The 22,282-nt window shown below is 46.9% G+C and carries 18 protein-coding genes; 11 read left to right on the plus strand and 7 right to left on the minus strand.

The features are described 5' to 3' along the window. Positions 1-173 precede the first annotated feature (173 nt). The 7 genes from ACGHZ6_RS21730 to ACGHZ6_RS21760 all read left to right on the plus strand — a co-directional run bounded on the left by ACGHZ6_RS21730 (position 174) and on the right by ACGHZ6_RS21760 (position 8,025). Positions 174-2,549: a TonB-dependent receptor gene (locus ACGHZ6_RS21730; protein WP_390616156.1), complete on the plus strand. Its 2,376-nt coding sequence runs from the start codon at positions 174-176 to the stop codon at positions 2,547-2,549. Between the two features lie 334 nt (positions 2,550-2,883). Continuing rightward, complete coding sequence (locus ACGHZ6_RS21735; protein ID WP_390616157.1) at positions 2,884-3,360, plus strand: winged helix-turn-helix transcriptional regulator; 477 nt, start codon at positions 2,884-2,886, stop codon at positions 3,358-3,360. Positions 3,361-3,608: 248 nt separating this feature from the next. Beyond that, on the plus strand, positions 3,609-4,196 hold the full coding sequence (locus ACGHZ6_RS21740) for an acyl-CoA thioesterase (RefSeq protein WP_390616158.1): 588 nt from the start codon (positions 3,609-3,611) through the stop codon (positions 4,194-4,196). A gap of 250 nt (positions 4,197-4,446) precedes the next feature. After that, a complete protein-coding gene (locus tag ACGHZ6_RS21745) occupies positions 4,447-5,238 on the plus strand; it encodes an enoyl-CoA hydratase/isomerase family protein (RefSeq protein ID WP_390616159.1) in 792 nt (263 codons plus the stop codon). A 26-nt stretch (positions 5,239-5,264) separates the two neighbouring features. Further along, complete coding sequence (locus ACGHZ6_RS21750) at positions 5,265-6,173, plus strand: alpha/beta hydrolase (protein ID WP_390616160.1); 909 nt, start codon at positions 5,265-5,267, stop codon at positions 6,171-6,173. A gap of 16 nt (positions 6,174-6,189) precedes the next feature. Then, positions 6,190-7,167: an alpha/beta hydrolase gene (locus ACGHZ6_RS21755; RefSeq protein WP_390616161.1), complete on the plus strand. Its 978-nt coding sequence runs from the start codon at positions 6,190-6,192 to the stop codon at positions 7,165-7,167. Positions 7,168-7,254: 87 nt separating this feature from the next. After that, positions 7,255-8,025 carry an SDR family NAD(P)-dependent oxidoreductase gene (locus tag ACGHZ6_RS21760; RefSeq protein ID WP_390616162.1) on the plus strand — a complete coding sequence of 257 codons (771 nt, stop codon included), beginning with the start codon at positions 7,255-7,257 and terminating at the stop codon, positions 8,023-8,025. A 5-nt stretch (positions 8,026-8,030) separates the two neighbouring features. Here ACGHZ6_RS21760 and ACGHZ6_RS21765 read toward each other — a convergent pair whose 3' ends face one another. Further along, on the minus strand, positions 8,031-8,642 hold the full coding sequence (locus ACGHZ6_RS21765; protein ID WP_390616163.1) for a TetR/AcrR family transcriptional regulator: 612 nt from the start codon (positions 8,640-8,642) through the stop codon (positions 8,031-8,033). 212 nt (positions 8,643-8,854) lie between these two features. Here ACGHZ6_RS21765 and ACGHZ6_RS21770 point away from each other — a divergent pair, with 212 nt between their 5' ends. From ACGHZ6_RS21770 to ACGHZ6_RS21780, 3 genes are all read left to right on the plus strand, one after another. Continuing rightward, complete coding sequence (locus ACGHZ6_RS21770; RefSeq protein ID WP_390616164.1) at positions 8,855-10,048, plus strand: DUF3179 domain-containing (seleno)protein; 1,194 nt, start codon at positions 8,855-8,857, stop codon at positions 10,046-10,048. A gap of 26 nt (positions 10,049-10,074) precedes the next feature. Next, complete coding sequence (locus ACGHZ6_RS21775) at positions 10,075-11,319, plus strand: DUF3179 domain-containing (seleno)protein (protein ID WP_390616165.1); 1,245 nt, start codon at positions 10,075-10,077, stop codon at positions 11,317-11,319. A gap of 134 nt (positions 11,320-11,453) precedes the next feature. Then, a complete protein-coding gene (locus ACGHZ6_RS21780; RefSeq protein ID WP_390616166.1) occupies positions 11,454-13,271 on the plus strand; it encodes an amidohydrolase in 1,818 nt (605 codons plus the stop codon). A 50-nt stretch (positions 13,272-13,321) separates the two neighbouring features. On the opposite strand, the gene ACGHZ6_RS21785 is transcribed toward ACGHZ6_RS21780, so the two are convergent. From ACGHZ6_RS21785 to ACGHZ6_RS21805, 5 genes are all read right to left on the minus strand, one after another. After that, a complete protein-coding gene (locus ACGHZ6_RS21785) occupies positions 13,322-13,561 on the minus strand; it encodes a hypothetical protein (protein ID WP_390616167.1) in 240 nt (79 codons plus the stop codon). 218 nt (positions 13,562-13,779) lie between these two features. Continuing rightward, positions 13,780-15,279 (minus strand): flavin-containing monooxygenase, encoded by a 1,500-nt coding sequence (locus ACGHZ6_RS21790; RefSeq protein ID WP_390616168.1) that lies wholly within the window; start codon positions 15,277-15,279, stop codon positions 13,780-13,782. A gap of 112 nt (positions 15,280-15,391) precedes the next feature. After that, positions 15,392-16,852, minus strand: a complete 1,461-nt coding sequence (locus ACGHZ6_RS21795) for an aldehyde dehydrogenase family protein (RefSeq protein WP_390616169.1) — start codon at positions 16,850-16,852, stop codon at positions 15,392-15,394. Between the two features lie 116 nt (positions 16,853-16,968). Then, positions 16,969-18,714, minus strand: coding sequence for a thiamine pyrophosphate-binding protein (locus ACGHZ6_RS21800; RefSeq protein WP_390616170.1), 1,746 nt, complete (start codon positions 18,712-18,714; stop codon positions 16,969-16,971). A gap of 53 nt (positions 18,715-18,767) precedes the next feature. After that, complete coding sequence (locus tag ACGHZ6_RS21805) at positions 18,768-19,646, minus strand: NAD(P)-dependent oxidoreductase (protein WP_390616171.1); 879 nt, start codon at positions 19,644-19,646, stop codon at positions 18,768-18,770. Positions 19,647-20,053: 407 nt separating this feature from the next. On the opposite strand from ACGHZ6_RS21805, the gene ACGHZ6_RS21810 reads away from it, so the two are divergent. Beyond that, on the plus strand, positions 20,054-21,025 hold the full coding sequence (locus ACGHZ6_RS21810; RefSeq protein ID WP_390616172.1) for a zinc-binding alcohol dehydrogenase family protein: 972 nt from the start codon (positions 20,054-20,056) through the stop codon (positions 21,023-21,025). Between the two features lie 56 nt (positions 21,026-21,081). On the opposite strand, the gene ACGHZ6_RS21815 is transcribed toward ACGHZ6_RS21810, so the two are convergent. After that, entirely contained in the window at positions 21,082-22,176 is a 1,095-nt protein-coding gene (locus tag ACGHZ6_RS21815) for an NAD-dependent epimerase/dehydratase family protein (RefSeq protein WP_390616173.1), read from the minus strand. Between the last annotated feature and the right edge of the window lie 106 nt (positions 22,177-22,282).

Raw genomic sequence — 22,282 nt, forward strand, 5'->3', positions numbered from 1 at the left:
ACTGCAGTTATGGCTTCTTTCCTTCTGCATACTCCCCTCCCCGCTCGAATTAATTATCCACAAACTGATATTTAGCTGTTGCCTTTTAAGGTTTCATGACGCTACCATTGGGGTTGCATAATGCAACCAAGATAAATAATAACTATTTGAGAGAGCATATCGGGAGATAAGTCATGCGTTATAAACTCACTCTATTAGCTAGTGCCATTATTGGATTATCAGGTCAGGTCTCTGCAGAGGATCTACTGCTGGAAGAAGTTGTGGTAACCGCTACCAAACGTGCAACAACCCTGCAAGAGGTTCCCATTGCGGTATCGGTTACCAGCGGTGAAACGATAGAACAGGCGCAGATTCGTGATATCGGCGATTTGCAGTCGGTCGTACCTTCACTGCGCGTCGAGCAACGAGCTAACGCCGCTGCCGCCAACTTTATTATTCGCGGCTTCGGTAACGGCGATAACAATCCGGGGATCGAATCTTCTGTTGCCGTATTCGTTGATGGCGTTTACCGTTCACGCTCAGCTTCAGCTATTTCTGACCTGCCTAATATTGAGCGCATTGAAGTCCTGCGCGGTCCTCAGTCCACTTTGTTTGGTAAAAATGCCTCCGCCGGTGTTATCAGTATTGTCACCAAGGCACCCCAGTATGAGTTTGGCGGTTCTGCCGAGATTTCCTACGGCAACTACAACTCCACCGTCGCCAAAGGCAATATCACGGGCCCCATCACCGATAACATTGCCTATAGCCTGTCTGCCAATGTTAACCAACGCGACGGCTATATGGATGTGGTTAATTTAGATAAAGAATCTAACGACCGTGACCGTTGGGATGTACGTGGTGATTTACTGTTTGAACCAACCGAAGATCTTTCCATTCGCATGATTGCTGATTTCGGCAAGATTGAAGATGTTTGCTGTGGCGGCAGTAACCTGGTTAGCGATCCAGGCCTGGAAACCATATTAACCGGTTTGGCTGGTGGCGCGCCTTATGCATCCGAAGATCCCTTTTCCTATGATCTTTATCAAACCATCATTTCAGAAAATGACATCGAGAACAAAGGTATTTCGATACAGGTAGACTACGAGCTGGGTGACTATGCCTTAACCTCAATTACCTCTTACCGTGAGACCGATGCATTCCAAAATGACGATCGCGATTTCAGTGCCGCCGACCTGATTAACTCCAAGGGTGAGCACACACAAATCGAGACATTCACACAGGAATTCCGCCTGACCTCAAACTTCGACGGACCGGTAAACTTCCTGTTAGGCGCTTATATTTTTGATGAGCAAGTAGAGTTCGATACCAGTCTGACCTACGGCACACAGTTCCGCTCCTATGCCGATCTGCTTATTCAAGGTTTAACCGGTGGAACTCAGGATCTTGATGCAGTAGAAACTGCTCTTGGCCCATTGGGTGTAGCCTCAGGTGATCTTTTTGAACACAGCACGGGTTATACCAATGAGACCTACGAGCTCGATAACTTTGCCATATCTTTCTTTGGTACTGTTGATATTGATCTGAACGATACAACAACACTGACCGCAGGATTTAACTACACCAAGGACGAGAAGGAGTACGAGCTTGGGATTGAAAGTAATGAAGTCTTTTCTGAACTAGATCTCACCGGCAACCCACTAACAGCTCTGCAGTTCCTGCCTCCATTCCTGGGTGTATCTAATGCCGTTGAAGATGGTGAAGTCGACGATGACGAATGGACCTGGACATTGCGTCTGGCCCATGACCTGACCGAAAACACCAATGTCTATGCGAGCTGGGCTACTGGTTTTAAAGCCGCCTCGGTCAACATGACTCGCGATAGCCGTCCGTTTATTGAAGATCAAGCCGCACTGACTGCTGCAGGTCTGAACCTGACCAACCTGACTTACGGTACGCGTTTTGCGGCACCGGAAAAGTCTGAAGTGTTTGAAATAGGACTAAAAACATCTTTCGACAAGGGTTCGATAAATCTGGCTATCTTTGATCAAACGATTGAAGATTTTCAGTCCAACACCTTTACCGGCACTGGTTTTGCTCTGTCTAACGCCGGTGAGCAAAATACCATCGGGGTAGAGTTTGAAGGTATGTACCGTCCGGTAGAACCTTTGGATTTATTCCTCTCGGTAACCTGGTTGGATCCAGAGTACAAAGAGTATGAAGGCTCACCATTCGGCGATCTATCCGGTGCAGAGCCTGCGAATATTTCAGAGTTCTCAGTCTCTGTGGGAGGTACCTACACACACGTCTTTGGTGATGGCATGGAGTTAATTGCCCGCGCCGATTACGTTTACGAATCTGAAGTTAACTTGCGTGATGGCTACCTTGAAGCACCAGAGTACACCAATGAACTTACTCGTGAAGTCAAGGAACTCAATGGCTCTGTCACCTGGATCTTAACCAACGGGTTTGAATTCTCTCTGTGGGGTCGCAATATTCTTGATGAAGAATATCTGGTTGCGGCATTTGATGGTGTAGCACAAAACGGCACTATCAGCGGTTACGCCAACCAGCCTCGCACCTACGGCGGTTCTCTGCGCTTTAAGTTCTAACCCATGAGCTTTTCCCCTTACCGCTTGCGGTAAGGGGTTTTTTATTCGTTGTATCTTCTTGAGGTACCCCCATGAAACTTTGGTATTTTCTGTTTATGCACTCTTAGCTAAACTGCCAATTCATTCTAGCTATGCCATGACTCTGGATGCCGCGCCATCGTATGGCTGCTGGACTGGGCCAATGAAAAGGCTTACAACTGGCGTATGGACACTTATAACATCCACGAATAACGGCTGCGCCTCCCCCTACCTTTAGGTTTCAAAAGGAAACCTAAAGGTAGCATAAAGCAATCTAATTGATTATCATCTATGCAAAGATTGTTTGAAGATAGCTATGAAACACACCTCTTTTGAAGATATGAACTGCTCCATCGCCCAATCGATGGAGATTGTCGGCGAACGCTGGAGCCTGCTGATCATCCGCGATTGCTTTGATGGGCTGCGCCGCTTTGGCCAATTTCAGCGCAAACTGGGTATCGCCAAGAACATACTTTCCAATCGCCTCAACCGTCTTATCGACGAGGGTATTCTGGAAAAGCAACCCATTGATGGCGGCGCCCAGCAAGAGTATGTGCTAACTCAGAAAGGTATCGATCTGTTCCCGGTACTGATGTCACTCATGCAGTGGGGCGACAAATATATGCCAAATCCAGAAGGGCAACGTATGTACGTTGTTGAAAGCAAAACTGGCAAGCTTATCCAAGGCGTTGGAGCGATCAGCGCCAGTGGCGAACCCTTGGAGCTAAACGATCTTCAACAAGTCAAAGGCCCGGGCCTTGGCGGTAAGCGTATAAGAAGATCTCGTAGTTAAGAAACTACATTCATAGGGGCAATCCAAGCCCCGCCCCCTTATCTTTCCCTTCGCTCAAAAAACGAACAAAAACACTTGATTTATTACGCTCCGCATGGTTTCATTATGAAACCAAATGCAATTTGGACACGCAAGACAAGTTACAGCCATCGAAGTGATTCGTGATAACCACCGCCTGCGCTTAGCCGCTGAGCGGCCAAGGCTTAAATGGATAGTGCTGGTAATATGTTTAAGTTATAGGTGATGTTATGAATCTCTATTTTCGTATGCTGCGAATGTTATTGCGCCAGCTCTGGCAGCCCAAGATGCAGTCAATGACTGAGCCAAGAGTCATGCACTTTCGCACTTGGCCCTTTGACTGTGATTTTAACCTGCACCTGACCAACTCGCGTTTTATCGCGTTGATTGATGTCTGCCGTTTCGATTTCTTTATGGGAACAGGTTTACGCCTCGGCATACTCAAAAACCGCTACAAGGTCATCGTCAACTCACTTGAGATTACGTTTATAAAGGAGATCCCTCCCCTGAGGAAGTTTTCCGTGCAAACGAAATTTATGGGCTGGGATAAAAAGTATTTTTATTTCGAGAGCCGTTTTTTCCACCAAGGTAAACTCTGCGCATACGGTAATAGCCGCCAAGCTATTGTAAAAAATCGCAAGATAATCAGCCTTGGCGAAGTCTTTACCAATGCGGGCTACAATATTGACAATCCACGAGGCGGTGGCGTTGTCGAAAGCTGGCGAAGATTTATGGACTCTAAAAAGCAGCACGAGGCTAACAACCAAAACGACGCACAACCCAAGCATAAAACGAAAGAAGCCATCTGCGCAGAATAATTCTGCCAAGCACTAGCTACACCTTTAACCGCATACCATCACTTGGCATCAGAACTCATTAAGAGTTACTGATGCCTTCTCATGTCAGTTAAATCCAAATCCGTTATCGCCCTACCAAGGTGCTTTGCACTCTTTTACTTTATTGGCCCTCACACAATGGTTGCATCATGAAACCACATGAGTTACCTTGGTTAACAAGATGATGCATCCCAGTAACGCAACATACTGGCACAACGACCGAGGAAATCTTATGAGCCTAGCAACCTATTCATTTGAAAATGGTATTGCCACCATTGTGATTAACAACCCGCCGCAAAACCGCCTAAGTAAAGATCTTATGTTTGAATTTGCGGGCATGCTTGAGCAACTGAAAAATACTCAAGGCCTGCGTGGTGTTTTCCTTCGCTCAGAAGGCCCCGATTTCAGCTTCGGTGGTGATATTACCCCTTGGCTTGATCGGGAAGATGAGCAAACTCGCCAGGAATCCGATGCTGCAATCATGATCTGTAATGCTTTCGAAGATTTACCGGTCCCTGTCGTTGTCGCTATCCAGGGACGTTGTGCCGGTGGTGGTTTGGAGATGGCCTTGCGTGCCGATGTATTAGTCGCCGCAGAAGATGCCAGTTTCTCCCACCCGGAAAAAACTATAGGGGTTTTCACCTTATTAGGTGGTGTTCAGCGCGTTGCTGATCGAGTGGGTCGTACCCGCGCTATGAAATGGGCCCTAACCGCTGAAGCCGTTTCCGCTCAAGAAGCCTTGGATGCAGGTTTAATTACTCAACTAGTACCACAGGCGGAATTACTGTCGGCATGTGATGAGTGGTTAGCGCAACTGTCTACTGGCCCAACCCTTGCTCACACAGCCCACAAGAAACTGTTACGCGCCTGGAGCAATGGTGGCGTTAAAGCAGCCGATAATTTGATGACCGATATGGCTGTAGATATCTTTAAGTCGGAAGATGCTCGCAATGCAATTGAAGGGGCGATCAAGGCTTTCCTGGCCGGTGAAGAACGCCCAACATTTGAATTCAATGGCAAATAAGAACGCCCATTAGCGAGGAGAGCCCCATGTCTGAACCTGTTAAGTATCCCGATCTGGTAATGCCAGACAATGTCGAGCGCACAAAAGTTACCGTATGGAGTCTGGGTGTACCATTGGATGCTGATGTATATAGGCCTAAAGGCCTGGCAGAAAACGATAAAGTACCCGGCATTGCCCTAACCCATGGATGGGGCGGCGACAAAAAAACCGCCGAGCGTTATGCCGCTAAATTTGCCGCCAGTGGCATGATTTGTATCAGCCTGACACAAAGCAGTTGGTACGGTTCAGCAGGGACTCTGGTACCCGTCGATTCCGTGCCCGAAACTGAGCAGGGCGAAGAGTTAACACTGAAAGTTCGCCCTACTCGTGAAGTGGTTGACCCTATCGATTGGGTGCAAAACTTCCGCGCTTGTTTTGATTACCTTTGTGGCGAAGCTAATGTGGATACTGATCGCCTCGGTGCCTGGGGTACCAGTTACGGCGGCGGTACAGCGGCCTATGCGACCGCTACAGATTCTCGCATCAAGGCATTGACCATCCAGGTACCTATGCTGTTTGACATCCCAGAGCCGTTCCGTGAAGTAGCTCAACTGCGTGCCACACAAATCGCTCGCGGTGAAATAAACGCAATTCCGCAGGGTATTGATCCTTACGGCACTATGTCTGGAACCCCCAACCTTGCCAGAATGTTGCAATACAATATTTCTGAGCAAGCGGCAAAAGTCTCCGTCCCAACACTGATTGTTGATGCGGGCAATGAAGAGATGTTCGATATTCGCCAAAGTGGTGGAGCCGTACATGAAGTACTCAAAGCCAAGGAATCTGTTCCTACGTATTATGAAGTGATCGAGGGCATTGACCATTACGGTATTTACTTTGATGGCTTTGAACGTGGCTCACAACTGCAACATGATTGGTTTGTAAAGTACTTGTAAGTCAAAGGCCTCTCCTATGAAAAAAGACACTATCCGGCCAGAGCTTAGACGCGCGGTATTGAAAGCACCTCGCTTACCTTTCGCCTTAAGGCCCTTACTTGGTTTCAGTCGCTTTATATTCAATATCGCGACTAAGAAAAAACCGGTAGCCGGTGTTTATCTTGATTGCGTGACCTATCAGGGTGTAGAAATCCGTATTTTCACACCAGGAAATGTATCCTGTGATGGCGCGATCATCTGGTTTCATGGTGGAGGTCATATTGCCGGTCGTCCCAATCAGTTGGACAAAACAGCGTCCCAAACGGCTCGTCGTCTGGGCGTAAAGATTATTGTTCCTCAATATCGATTAGCTCCTGAGTATCCATTCCCCGCTGATTTAGATGACGCTTATACAGCTTGGCAATGGCTGTTACAAAATGCATCAGATTTAAATATCGACAGCAATCGTATAGCCATTGTAGGAAACAGTGCAGGTGGCGGATTAGCTGCAGCGCTAGCACAAAAGATATACGATATAGGCAGCCAGCAACCTGCTGCCCAAGTGCTGTTTTATCCCATGCTTGATGATAGAACTGCAGCCAATAAGCAACTGGATGCCGACAATCATTTCTTGTGGAATAACAAGGCCAATCGTGTTGCCTGGAATGCCTATCTTGCTCCTAATCAGTGTGGAGCTAACGCTCTACCCGACTACGCAGCGCCTGCTCGACGGCAAAACCTGAACGGATTACCCAAAACCTGGATAGGCGTTGGCAGTATAGATTTGTTCTATGATGAATGCGTTGAATATGCAGCCAGATTAAAAGCACAGCAGGTCGACTGTGAGCTGTTCACTGTTGAAGGCGCACCCCATGTATTTGAAGTATTAGCGCCTGAGGAAAGGGTCACTCAGAACTTTGTTACATCGGCTACTAATTTTTTATTCACAGTACTCTCTGAAAGTGGCGAGGCTATCGACTCTCATGCACCAGTTGCTCAATCTCTCTGCAACTGATCGATAATTATTCTCTCGCACAAGTGCCACACTATATCACCCTCCTTCGGTGGCACTTGCTTTTTTATTCAATAGGTAAGATCAAGTATGAAAAATGATATTTTTGACGTTAGCAATCGTGTTGCATTGGTGACCGGTGCGTCCAGTGGTTTTGGTGCTCACTTTGCTAAAGTATTAGCTGATCACGGCGCAAAGGTCATCGTTTGCGCCAGAAGACTTGATCGCCTGACGTCTCTGGTTGATGACATCACGACCATGGGCGGAAAAGCCTTTGCTGTACCTATGGATGTTACCGACGCGACCAGTGTTAAAAATGCCTTTGATGAAGGCAGCAAACAGTTTGGTCTTATTGATATCGTTTCCAACAATGCCGGTGTCGCCGATTCCAAAATGGCCATCGCTACCGATGAAACCAGTTGGGATTTTGTGATGGACACCAATTTAAAAGGTATGTGGCTGGTAGCGATGGAGGCAGGCAGACGATTAATTGCCGCCAAGGCAAAAGGCAGCATCGTTAATACCGCTTCTATCCTGGGTTTACGCACCGCGATATCCCAAAGCAGTTACGCCACATCCAAAGCAGCCGTTGTTCAGTTAAGTAAAACTCTGGCGCTGGAGTGGGCCAGAAAACATATACGCGTTAATGCATTATGCCCTGGCTATTTTGTCACAGAACTTAATGAAGATTACTTTAATAGTGAGAAAGGGCGGGCATACATCCAACAATCCCCAGCTCAGAGAACCGGTGAACTTGATGAGTTAACCGCGCCATTTATGATGCTAGCCAGTGAAGCGGGGTCTTTTGTTAATGGAGTGGCGCTTCCTGTTGATGGCGCACATACACTCGGAAATATGTAAACATCTTAAGCCATATCCGCCAACACAAACGAAATCACATGTTTGATATAACTGATCTGGCGTTTTTCATCGATGCCATCAAAAATCATTTTCATCAAAAAGATATTGGCTCCCACGATGATTCTGGCCTTATCGTGGGTGGCTTCATCGGGATCGGCCTGTGAAGAGCCGGGCTGGATAAGCTCGCAGAGTACGTCCAGCAGCTCCTTTTCAAACAACTTGAGTTGCCCCTGAATCTCGGGGGCAAAATGGGTTGTCCACATGATCCAGACTTTCATATAGTCAGGATGCTCGCGAGTTAACGCTGACATCTGAACGGCATTGTTAAACAGCCGCTCTTCGTTACTGCCTTCGCAATCCAGAGAAGCTTTCATGCTGTCGCGGATCAGCCGTGCCACTTCATTTAACACCGCCTTAGTTAAATCTTCACGGGTCGGAAAGTACGAGAACACCGTGGGCACCGCCACACCGCAGGCCGCAGCAATATCGGCATGTTTGGCCGAACTCAGGCCCTTTTCTGCAAAACAGCTCACTGCCGTGTCCAGTAACAGGCGCTTGCGCTCCTCCGGCTTCATTTGACGGGCTCTGGGGCGTTTGGACTGTTTGCTATCAGCCATCTTGGCTCTCCTCGGGTTAACTCTGGCTAATTTACGCAATTTCTGCCTAAAACTCCATATATATCATAAGGTTATATTAATAAATCTATCATTGATAAAAATAACAATGATAATTTTATCATTGACAATATTATCATTAGGATGGGAAGATAATAGCCACTGATCAGTTATTAAACAATCCAATTGAATCCCTCAACATGGAGATCTTCCCTATGGAGAAACTCGATCTGCTTATTCACATCGCCCACTGGGCAGCACTGGGGCTTTGCCTTTGGCCCTCCTACCTGGTGTTTCGCGATCTGGCCGATGTCAGTCAATTCTGGCTGGAGACGAAACGCCAGGTTGTTATGAGTACCTGGTATCGCCGTCATGTGTATCTGTTGCTGTCTATCCTGGCTATGGCAGCTGCAGCCTACACCCACCTGGTTTACTCCGTCGGCAATCTGTACCTGACGGTGGGGATCATTGCGATTACCGTTTTGCAGATACTCGCTGGCTATTTTAATCCCGGCTGGATGATGCGCTCGGCCCAACACTCTTCAGAATTTGTCTCTGTGAAAGAAGCTGAAGATTTTATTCCCAAAGATTATGAAGTGCTGGTTATTGAAAAGGATGGTGCCGCCCGCGCCCACACCGATTACGAGCTTTGGCGCCCTCACATCGTAGGCAATGAAGAAGGGCTGAACGGCGAAAATGTAGTGATGACCTATTGCGCATTAACCAACCTTGGCATGGCCTATAAACCAGAAATTGAAGGCAAACCCGTCAACCTTAAGGTGATGTCGCAAATAGAAAACAACCTGATCATGTGGGATACCCACAGTGGTGAGCCCATCCAGCAACTTTGGGGGCGTTATGAGTGTAGCGGTGAACAAGGGCCACAGATGCCGCAATACCCCGTATTCAAAATGCCATTCAGCGCTTTTGCCAAAGCTTATCCCAATGGCCAGGTGTTTAAACGCCGCCGCGTATTAATGAAAGAAAATCCGCTTGTCGCCCTGTATGACAAATTCTGGGAAGCGCTGTTTTATATGGCCATCCATCGCCAAAAACAGGAAGCCGAGCCGGTATTCCCAACCTTAAAACATAAAGACAATCGCCTGCATCCCAAGTTACCGGTGTGGGGATTTAATGTTGGTGACGACTACGTGTGTTATTCCGCGGATTTTGTGCGAGCGCAAGGTAATCTGATCAATACCGTGGTTGGTGATAAACAGATCGTCGTGCACTGGAGCGAGGAATATCAAAGCCTGGGCATCTGGTATAGCGATGAGCCCGTGTCTGAGATCGACTTTTTTGGCAACTCCAATTGCGGCCAACTACAGCGAGTCGAAACCGTTAAAGCCGGCTGTTTTTATGCCATGTGGTACAACTTTTTCCCCAGCACCGATGTTAATCGCCAGTAAACGTCACGATTTACGGAGGTAATTCCATGTTGACAGAACCTGTTTTTATTCAAGTTATCGTTTGGCTGGCACTCACCGTGGCCACCTATACAGCGTTTATCTATTTTCGTGATCTGGGTGATATCACCCAGGCATTACTGACAGTCCATCGCAAGGATATGGTGTTTGCGATTCGCCACGAATATAAGCTGGTGGGTATCGGCTTAATCGGTTCCGCACTGGCAGGCTATCTGGCCTACACCTTTGCCCTACCCGGTTCCCTGGCCGTTTACACCATTATTGCCATCAACCTGTTTTTTATTGGCTTCCCCTATATCTGGTTGCACTATGGTCTGCGTAATCAACAAAACCGCGCTACCTATTACAGTGTTGAAGAAGCGCGGGATTATGTTCGCGATGATGAAAGCGTTATCGTCCTGGAAAATAATGGCGAAGCCAGGGCTCACCCGGACTACCATATAAAACGCCCTCACCTGGCCGGTAATGATAAGGGCCTGGGCGGTGAAAATATTATTATCACCTACTGCTGTATGACTCATCTCGGTCACGGATATAAACCTGAGATAAACGGCAAACCGCTTGATCTAGAAGTGCTGGCCCAACACGGCAACAACCTGATCATGCGCGATAACACCACCGGCGAACCAATACAACAGATGTACGGTACCCGCGAGTGTGATGGCCGCTGGAGTGACAATAAAATGCAGGAGTGGCCAACCTTCCGCATGCCGTTTGGTGCTTTTGCCAAAGCCTACCCTAATGGTGAGGTATTCCTGAACAAGATTCCTGCTTTCACTAAAAACCCTTTATTATGGGCACTGGATCATTTGGTAGAAATTATCTTTTTGTGGGGCACTGTGCCACACCACAACTCAGAAAAGCTGTTGTTCAACACCATGGACGTCAATGACAACCGCTTGCGTCGCAAGGAACTGGTTTGGGGTTTTACCATTGGCCAGGATTCCATGGCTTATACCGAAGCTTATATCCGTGAAAAGGGCAATATTGTTAATACCAGGATTGGCGGCCAGGATATTGTTGCCAGCTATGACCCCGAATATGCCAGCGTCAATATCTGGTATAACCACAGAGGAACAACAATCACGCAAGTCGACTTCTTCGGCCATTCCGATAAAGGCCAACTACAGAGAGTAGAAACTGTAAAAGCGGGACTCTACTGGTGTGTATGGATTAATTATTTCCCGGAAAGTCAGCTTAATGATGACGGCGTGGTTAATCAGCAATTCGAGGGACTTTTTGGTCCGGCCTGATATTTAACTACAGGTAGATGCTGCAATAGTTCTGTCGTCCTCGGCTAAAGTACAGTTTAAAGATGTAAGCCTACTATGATTTGCTAAAGCTTTTATAGCTTGAGCTTTATAACGCAATCCATAGAGGTAACTTTATGCTTATTAGGAGTTTGATTGGTCTTGCGACAGCCTTACTAACTTACTCACCAACCACAACCTTGGCCGCACCAGACAAGGTGTACTTCAATGGCAATGTCATAACCGTTGACGAACAGTTTTCTATCGTTGACGGTTTTGCCACTGAAGGAGACAAGTTCTCCGTCGTCGGTAGTTCTGATCTGCTTCTTGCACTAGCCGATAAGGACACCGAGATTATAGACCTGCAAGGCCGTACGGTCATACCAGGCCTTATCGACAATCATAACCACTATATCCGAGGATCCTACCATTGGTCTTCTGCAGTTCGACTGGATGGCATATCCTTCAGAACGGAGGCTCTTCAGCGCTTACAGGAGCATGCCAAGCAACTGAAAAAGGATGAATGGCTACTGGTTTTAGGCGGCTGGAATCAGGAGCAGTTCGCCGATGATCCAAGAGGGTTTACTCGTCAAGAACTAGACCAAATTACAGGCAATCGTCCTGCCTTTATTCAAGCCCAATACTCTCATGCATTTGTAAATTCAGCTTTCCTGAAGTTAATAGACGCTCCTATTCAAGCTTCATCCAAGAAGTCTAAAATAACAGCTAACTCAGCTATTGATAAGCTCTTCGGCCCACCACTAAACACCCTGGTAGAACGGGATCAACAAGGCATTGCCACCTCACGTTTAAACGGCGGTATGGGCATGGTTCTGCAAGCAAGCACACTTATGCCTGCACTTGCCAAAGAAAAGGCACTTGAAAGTGCACGCTCTGCCCAACAATTCTATAACGCGCTTGGTATAACCAGCGTCTATGACCCTGCCGGGGCATTAGCCTCTAAAGACGCCTATGAGGCTATAGAATATCTGCACCAGAGTAATGAACTTTCACTACGTGTATTTCGCACAGCATCTCTGAGTTCAATTAACACAGCGATGATTAATCGCGCTCTGCAATTACGTATGCTGCCAGATTGGCTCAGTAATTTTGTGCTCGGTTTAATCAGAGATGTAGACAGCACTGCAGACTCCATCAAAGCGTTAAACAACTTGCCGGACATGAATACTGGCGATAACTTTTATGATCACCTGGCCATTGGTGAACTATTGTATGTTCCAATGCACGACACTCTGGACTCGGAAATCACGAAAGAGAGCATCACTGACTATCAACGCACTGAAGTAATGAAATTGCTTAGTAGTATGTTAGATAAAGGGCTATCTGCTCAAATCCATGTAGTAAATGCTTTAACTATTGATTTCTACCTGGATATTATTGAAGAGCTTTCTAGCAACTTCCCGCTTCAAGCTAATCAAATTACCTTTACGCACGCCGAAGGCATTACTGACGCTTTATTGAAGCGAAGCAAACAGCTAGGGATTAGTGTGCAAGTACGCAGTATGCCGATTATTCGCAGCGCTAAAGCCGTAGAAGAATCTTATGGAGCCGATGTTTTATCGATGCCGCCGCTGAGAATGATCCAAGAAAGCGGCATCACTTGGGGACTCGGAACGGATGGAACCAAAGCCTCACAGATAGAACCTATGCGAACCCTGTATTGGGCAACTAGAGGACGGGCTATCAATGGCGAGCAAATACTTGAGGAAGCTCAACTCTTAAGCAGGGAAGAGGCACTGATTGCGCATACACGCTCTAATGCAGCGCTGCTGAATAGATCCGATATACTTGGGCAGATTCGGCCCGGCTATCTGGCGGATTTTGTTGTGCTTGGTGCTGACTACTTGTCCGTCGAACTGGAACAGATACCAACAATCGAGGTGCAGCAAACGGTTGTCTCAGGAAAGACCGTTTATCTCAAACAAGACAAATAGCATGCAATGAAGTGGAGCCATCCTAGTACTCCACTTCACGTCTCTAAATATTACATACGCGAAGCGGATCGGCACAATAGATAACCTGCTATCATCGCTATCAACTGTAGTCCATGATTGATATAAGGCTCTATTCCGGATTTTCCAATCCCTGTAATAGGCAAGCCCACAAAGAAACCCAGAACCAGGCCAGCACTCAAGAATGCAACTATCCACAACGTCTCTTTCTTGCCCTTTCTTAAAGGCACCAGACACAGATACAAACCTGTCAGGCTAAACAAGGTTGCCATAAAGATCTCCCTAAAGGCATGAAATTCCTGATGCATAGACCAGGTTGGATCCCCTATATGCCCCAAAGTCGGCCCCCATGCTGTCGCGAGAACAAGGACAAATGAAAGAGCTAAGAGAGCAACGCCCCCTATATGTAAAAACTGTTTCCCATTGCTTAACATATCCAATTCCTTCTAATAAGCTTTAAGATAAACCTGCCGAATAGAGGTAATACTGCTTACACACTAACTTCTTCCATCCCTTCTACATCAAACGCTGATGTATTCTCAGGAATGAATTCCAACTTGCCATCACTAACCGGAGTGTATTTTAAAATCAAAGAATCTAGAGGATAGTTCTGGTAAAGACGCCAAGGCACTTTCTTTCCTCGCTTTGGCATCTTGTCTCGTGCACGCATGATGTAACCTGACTGCATATCACTGAACGGCTCGCCGCCCGGATCACCGCCGGTATTGCGAGGCACAACAACTTTGGACGATTTTTTGTTCATATGATTGAGAATACGCCCAATATATGCCATTACCAAATCTGCTTTTAACGTCCAAGATGCATTGGTATAGCCAAATACAAATCCCATATTTGGCAAATCTTGTATTAAGATATCGCGATAGGCCATTTTTTTTGTGTAATCAAATGGTTTGCCATCTACGGTCAATGAAATACCACCCAACATCTGAACATTTAATCCCGTTGCAGTAATGATGATATCTGCCTCTAACTGCTTTCCGGACTTCAGCAGAATACCTTCCTGGGTAAATCGATCAATATGATCAGTTTCCATCACCACCTGGCCATCACGTACAACGTTAAATAAATCACCATCTGTCACGGCACAAACACGCTCATCCCACGGGTTATAACGCGGTGTAAAATGCTTCATATCCGTATCGGGACCAATGGATTCCGACACATGCCCCTGAATAGAATTTCTTGCTCGTTCTGGGAAGAAACGGCAAAATTGATACGCCATAAACTGTGACGCTATATTTTTTAAACGGGCCAAACGGTAGTACAACTTAGGCGAAAAACGCTCACGCCAAGCCTTAAGTTGAGGATCCACTTTAGGCCGGGTCATAACATAGGAAGGCGATCGTTGCAGTACAGTTACTTTCGATGCTGTCGGTGCCATAGCCGGTGCAAGAGTAACGGCCGTTGCACCGCTGCCGATAATGACTACACGTTTACCACTATAATCCAAGTCTTCAGGCCAATGCTGAGGGTGAACAATCTGTCCGTTGAAATCTGACTTTCCAGTAAATTCAGGCTCATAACCTTCCTGATAGTTATAATATCCTGTACAAGCCATCACAAAATTGGCGCTAACGGTTTTACACTCACCGCTGTGTTGGTTGGTAATCTCGAGTATCCAACACTGCTTATCACTACACCACTCAGCAGAGGTTACCCGCTGACCGAATTGTATTTTATCGTTGATCCGATATTCGTCAGCAGCATCCTGAATATAGCGTCTAATTAAAGAACCATCAGCAATGGTTTGCTCACTCATCCAGGGTTTAAAGTTATACCCCAAGGTCAACATGTCAGAATCCGAGCGAATACCTGGATAGCGAAATAGATCCCATGTACCACCAATATTGTCGCGGGATTCAAATAAAGCCAATGATTTATTCGGGCAATCTCGTCCCAAATGTACCGCGGCACCAATGCCAGAAAGGCCTGCACCAATGATGACAATATCGTAGTTCTCGACCAACATACTTCTACCTACAACCTTAACTCTATCTACAGGCCCGTCGATGATATTTAGTCATGCCGCGGGCCTTAACCACGCCTTTATAAAAGCTACTTTTAAAACTATTCTTCAAAGGCTACTTTTTAAAATATATGGCCTTTTCTTCCTGGAAGAACTGAATACCGGCACTACCTGCCTCTGGCAATCCAAACCCAGACTCCTTATAGCCGCCAAAGCAAAGCTGTGGCTCTTTGTAAGCAGAGTGAATATTCACATGGGTCAAGCCCACTTCAGAGTGCTCAGTAAAATGCAACGCTTTTTCAAAGTTAGTGGTAAAGATCGAAGAAGACAGACCGTAAGGCACATCATTGGCAAGCGCCAAGGCTTCTTCATAATTCTCTACCCGCATAACCGATAACACCGGACCAAACACCTCTTCTTTGGCGATTTCCATAGAGGTGTTAACACCATCAAAGATGGTCGGCTCAACAAAACAGCCATCATTCAGCTCTTCACCTCTCGCCTGTCCACCACCTGTCAACAGCGTTGCACCCTGCTCTTTTGCGGTTTCAATATGCGTGAGGATGTTATCCAGCTGGTGCTTGCCACATACAGGCCCCACAGTAGCGTTATCGTCATCCCCACTTCCGAGCGACAAATTTTTAGTGCGCTCAAGGATTTTCTTCATCAGTTCATCCGCAATACTGCTTTCTACAATCAGGCGACTGGTGGCAGTACACCACTGGCCTGCACAGGAGAATGCACCCACAGTGGCAGCTTCGGCTGCAGCATCCAGATCCGCATCAGCCAAAACAACTAGCGGGTTTTTACCGCCCATTTCCAACTGGGTGCGAGTAAAAGTATTGGCCGCGGCAATCGCAATCTGACGACCAACCTCAGTAGAACCAGTAAAGGTCACCGCCTCAATAGCAGGGTGCTCTACAAGACTGGAAGAAAGTTCGGAACCAGAACCGGTAACAAACTGTAATACACCCGCAGGTAAGCCGGCTTTTTCCAGTAGCAGTGCAACCAATTCACCGACCGCAGGTGTTTGGCCAGCAGGTTTCAAAACAGCCGTATTACCAGCCATTAAAGCAGGCACAAGCTTCCGGAACGGAACGTTAAAGGGGAAGTTCCAAGGGATAATGGCAGACACAACACCCAGCGGCTCTTTGCGGCTATGACCAAGAATGCCACCTTTAAAGCTTTCTCCAGCCGTACCAAACTGTCTTACTCCTTCACCAATTTGGTATTCAAGTTCAAGCAAGGCGCTATCAATTTCTACCAGAGACTCACTGATCAACTTGCCATTTTCCAACGTGATAATGGCAGCAATTTGATCCCGGTGCTCACGGATAAGCTCAGCAGTACGACGCATAATGGCCGCTTTCTCTGCAAGCGATACATCTCTCCAAGTCTTAAATGCTTTCGAAGCACTGTCGATAGCCCGATGTGCATCGGCTTCTGTCGATTTTGGATAGCTGTGTACCACCTCACTCCATTTAGCGGGGTTTCTTACTTCAAAAGTGCGGCCACTATCTGAATCACACCACTGACCGGCAATAAAGTTCTGATAATTCAAAGTGAGGGAAGACATACAATAACTCTTTAGCAACAAAAGAAATGGAAGAGAGTAGAGACAATTAAGCCCCAGAAAACAGGGGCTTAATTGTCTCTAGAAAGATCTATAAAAGTTGCCCATTGCAGGCAATTTTAGATCAGACCTTCAAAGTTTCCGGAGCGCAATGCGTTCCATAATTCAATGCCTGGAGGCCACACATTGGAATCAGGATCGATGATACAGTGGATAACAGATGCTTTATTGGACGCAATAGAACGCTCCAAAGCCGGCGCAATTTCTGAAGCTTTGGTGACATATTCACCATGCCCACCCATGGACTCACATACCTGGTCGTAACGGATATTGTCATGCTCAATACAGAACCAAGGTGCTTCACGGCCCCAGCTGCGTTTCTGCGCAGTTTTTTCCATCCCCCAGGCACCATCTACCATAACCAGAACAACAACTGGCAAGTCTTCACGTACCGCCGTTTCAAGCTCTTGAATGTTGAAGCCAAAGGCACTATCACCAGTAATACAGTAAACAGGGCGACCAGGCTCTGCCAACTTAGCCCCCATAGCCATTGGTAGACCGCAACCAAGGTGTCCATAGTTCATGGTGCCCATGACCAGAGCACCTTCTTTAACCTGGTGACAACCTAATGACCACCAAGCCGTGTTACCGCCATCAATAACAGCAATGGCGTCGTTGCCATAGAACTTGTTAAGCTCGGCATAAACGGTACCGACACACATGGAATCCTGGTGATTTGCGATAAGTGTATCGAGCTGATCACGACTGTCGTTTTGCAGCGCTTTGAATTCATCCATACGAGCGTGCTTTTCACGCTTCTCGGTTAAGTCTTTTACAGCCTCAATCAATTGTGCCAATACTGCTTTTGCATCACCGACCAAGCCAATATCGGCAGGACGGTTCAAACCAATGTTGGTAGGCTCGCTATCAATCTGGATAATCTTGGTTTTCTCAGGATCGCTCCAGGCAGGCGCTTTACCAAAAGCACTCAACTCCCCCAAACGAGTACCAATCACCAGCGTTACATCAGACTCCAGGCGACATGCCATACCGCCGAAGTTACCCGCATTCAGCGCAAGCTCATGACCACAAGGAAAAGCCGACATACCGTGACCAGTCTTCATAACAGGCATACCCAAGTATTCAACCAGCTCTTTCAGCTCATCTTGTGCAAAGGCGCGAACACAACCGTTACCCGCACAAGCCACTGGCAAGGTAGCATCTACCAGCATTTTAGCGGCAGCCTTAACAGCGTCAGTGTTAGCTTGTTGCTTACCTTGAGCACTAAAGCGGTATTGCTCTGGCGTTTGCAAGGAAACAGTGCTTGGATCACCCAGGCTATCAAAAATATCTTGTGGTACTAGCAGGTGTGCCACACCTGGGGTACCGGTAGTGGCCATACGGAACGCGTGGCGAACCATTTCAGGCAGACGGTGCCAGTGATCAACTTTACCACTCCACTTACAAGCGGCCTTAAAGACACCATGCTGATCGCCAACCTGCATACAGGCCTGCTGAGAATATGAGTCTGCCACTTCACTACGACGAGTGGTAGTAATAGCAATAGTCGGGGTACCTTCAGCCTGGTTACACAACAAACCGGAAACCAGGTTAGCTGCACCAGGGCCTGCACAGGCCATGATGACCGTCGGCTCACCTGCTACACGCGCGTAACCATCAACCATGTGACATGCAGCGCCTTCGTGCTTAGGCACAATCAAGCGAATACCCAACTCATCCTGCAACCGCTCCAGCGGCTCCAACATGGTCATATAGGTACCATCGGTGATGGCCGTAATATGCTTTACTTTTTCTTGTTGCAGGCAGCGCAGTAACAGCTCACCGCCTTTAATCATATCGCTCATTTTTTATTCCTCAGAAATCTGGACTATCAGCGGGTAAACTGACCCGGCATTATTTATTTCAAGTCAGCGCGAGCACGGGAAATCTCGTAAATAGCACTCCAGTCTTTATCCTGCATGCCATTCTCCAGAGCTTCATCCATTTTGCCTTTGATGATCTCGCCTATATCAAAGGTCGCCCCCAGGCTGCCAGCTGTTTCCAGCATCAGAGTGATATCTTTCAAACCGCCAGTCATTTTGAAACCGCCATCATCAAAGTCACGGTCTTTCACTTTGCCTGCATACATTTGCAAAATGGGATTTGCATAGATCATCTGGTAGAAACCGGCCATCTTGTTCAGGTCCAGTCCCGCTTTCTCAGCAACGGTATAAACTTCACCCATCAATTCAATGTTGGAAATAACGCTGTAGTTTAGACACAGTTTCAGAGTAGAAGCATGGCTGGGGACATCCCCCATCACATCGTGCAGTTTGGTAAAGGATTCGATCACCGGTTTGGCGGTTTCGATACCTTCGGCATCACCGGCCAGCAACGCAATCAGTGAGCCATCAGCAGCGGCATCTGGACGTCCCAGAACCGGACATGCAACGAAGCGAGAGCCGTGCTCTTTATGGATTTCCATCAACTTGTCAGCGCACTTAGGCGAGATGGTCGTTACACAAACATGTGTAGCACCTTGCTTGAGTCCTGCCAGCAGACCATTTTCACCTTGCAGACTATCCAGAATAGATTGATCATCCATCAAACTGGTAACAACAACATCAGCATCAGAGGCTGCCTGCTTCAAGGTTTCAGCAGCCTTGGCACCTTTCTCTACAAAAGGATCCATTTTTGATGCTGTGCGGTTCCAAACAGTAAAGTCAAAACCCGCCTTTTGGACGTTAGAGGCCATGCCTCCACCCATGTTACCCAATCCAATAAAAGATACTTTCATAGTCATTCACTCTAGATACAGAAATAATTTGAAGCGTCTAATGACACGCTGGAAATCAGAATAACAAAAGCATCCTTCGCACATAGTTTCCGAAAACGACAATCAATTGTCCGGAAAACCACGCCCTAAGAGCTAAATCTCCCTCCCGGCAGCTACTGGCAAAGATATGTCAGGCTAAGCCAAACAATGAGCCTAGAACCTAGCGTAGAGTAATGAACATCAGAATCTATAGCTGTCTTATCAACACACTCGGAAAGCATGAAAACGCTGCATCCATAAAGATATGACAGGCACAGTTGTCTCTCTCTTCGCGGCTTAGGCCGCGCTTTTTTACTACTTGCAGACAAATTCTATATATGAACTTTGACCTGAAACCCTAGATAACAGCACAAGTCAGGAGATAAAAAATGAAGGCCGTACAAATCGATGAATTCGGTTCATCCGAAAAATTAAAAGTCGTTGATATAGACATCCCCATCCCCCAAAAGGATGAAGTTCTTATCAAAGTTGAAGCTGCAGGCGTTATGTTCTCAGACATTCAAATGCGGGAAGATGATTATACAAACCCACCCAAACTGCCTGCAGTGCTCGGACGAGAAGTTGTAGGTACAGCTATTGAGGTGGGCGAGAATGTAGAGCATATCAAGGTAGGTATGCGGGTAGGCACTTTTATGCACACCGGCGGTTATGCAGAATATGCAGCCGCTCCGGCAATGACAACCTTTGAGATTCCAGATCGAGCCAGTTTCTTACAAGCAATCGTCTATCAATCCAGCCTGCCCGCCGCCTACACTCACTACAGCTTAGCAGGCAACGTTCAGCCAGGTGAAACCATTCTTATTCACGCTGCAGCAGGTAGCGTAGGCACCTTAATGACTCAAATTGCAAAGAAGCACGGTAATACAGTTATAGCCCTATGCAGCAGCGAAGCTAAGCGCCAATATTGTTTAACTAAAGGTGCAGATTATGCAATTAACTACCGCGAGACAGACTATGTAGAAGAAGTTCTAAACATTACCGAGGGTAAAGGCGTTGATGTCTCCCTGAATAGTGTGGGTGGCCCCACCCTAGAAACAGATTATAAAGCTATTCGACCTTTAGGTCGCTGGGTTATTTATGGCTATGCTGGCGGCAGAGCGCCACTTAGCGCAGAGGCCATTGATGGCATTATGCATCGCTCCCAGCAAATTACTATCGCATCGGTATATAACTACAGAGAGACCGAGAAAATCTTTGATGTCCTACAGTACTGCCAAGAATGGCTAAAAACCGAGCCTCTGGAATCTCCGACGACGATTTATGCATTGGAGCAAGCAGCCGAAGCCCAGGAATTTATTGCCAGTCAAGAATCTATAGGCAAGGTAGTTTTAGTTCCATAATAAAAAGGGGCAAGCTAACTATAGCTTGCCCCTCATAACAGAGTTATTACACCCTATTAGTACATATTATTTTCATCTTTGAGCCAGTCGATATACTCTTTAAAAGCTTCTTCTAAAGAGTAAGACTGCTCCCAACCTAAATCTTCTTTGATCAAGTCACTATTTATCCCCAGATCATTCATCTGATCTGGAAATTCTTCCGGATCAAAACCAAGAATCTCTTGCGCCTCAGGTGCAGCACGGTATAAGGCCTCAATTTGGCCCTTAACGCCACCAGGGTAATTACCTACAACATTGTAAATACGATGAGGCAATTCATCCACCTCCAACGCACAAATAAATGCATTGACAGTATCCTTAACATACAGAGGTGGCAGAATCGATCCGACTATACTCCACAGTGGCTTTAGCGGCAGATTCTTATGGCCACGAACCTCAGCAACATTTTTAATGCGACCAGCTACTGCATGCGCAGCAATAGCCATCTGATTGCCCATTCGGGCATAGCCAGGGCCAAACTGGAACGGAAAACGCAGAATCGCAACATCAAGTGTATGAGCGCCTTTCATTTCACCAGTTTCCTGGTCTGCACCACCACTACCCGTAGGATTTTCCAGTGGCGTACCATAATCAAGGAGTACTTGCTCAATCGCCCTACGAATTCGCACTTCAAACTTAGGCAGTGGGATGGACCCTCTCCCATCCTCATAGGAGATTTCTGGCGAGAAAGCCGTTGACTCGTTAAAAGGCGGTCTCTCTCCACCATAAACAGCCATGGAGCTAGCCATGATTACGCGCTTCACGCCGGCATCACAGGCAGCATTCAGCGTATTAAATATCATGTCATAGGCGGTATTATTTTCAGCGCGCGAATTGGAGTCCTGATGAGCAGCTGCCATGATCAGTATGCCATCGAAACTGTGTCGAGAGAAAAGATCATTCACCTCACTCTTGTTCGTGAGGTCAACAGTTTCAACGCTGATCAAGTCGCTATATGTTGCCAAGACTGGACCAGCAGCATTACCTCGCGTGGTCGAAACCACCGAGTAGCCCTTATCGGCAAGCGCTTTAGCCATATTACAGCCAACAAAGCCTGTACCCCCGGTTATGAGTATTTTCTTTTGCATTGAAAGTCCTCTTAATCTATTCATTTTTCAATCGTCAGTGATTGTCTTGAGCAATCTGATATCCCACTTGAGGAATATAATTATCCTACTGACAGAAAGATCAAATTAGGTTCGCCCCTTCTGACAATCG

Source organism: Maricurvus nonylphenolicus, from assembly GCF_042854845.1.
In the GTDB taxonomy this organism is placed as follows: Bacteria; Pseudomonadota; Gammaproteobacteria; order Pseudomonadales; family Cellvibrionaceae; genus Maricurvus; species Maricurvus nonylphenolicus.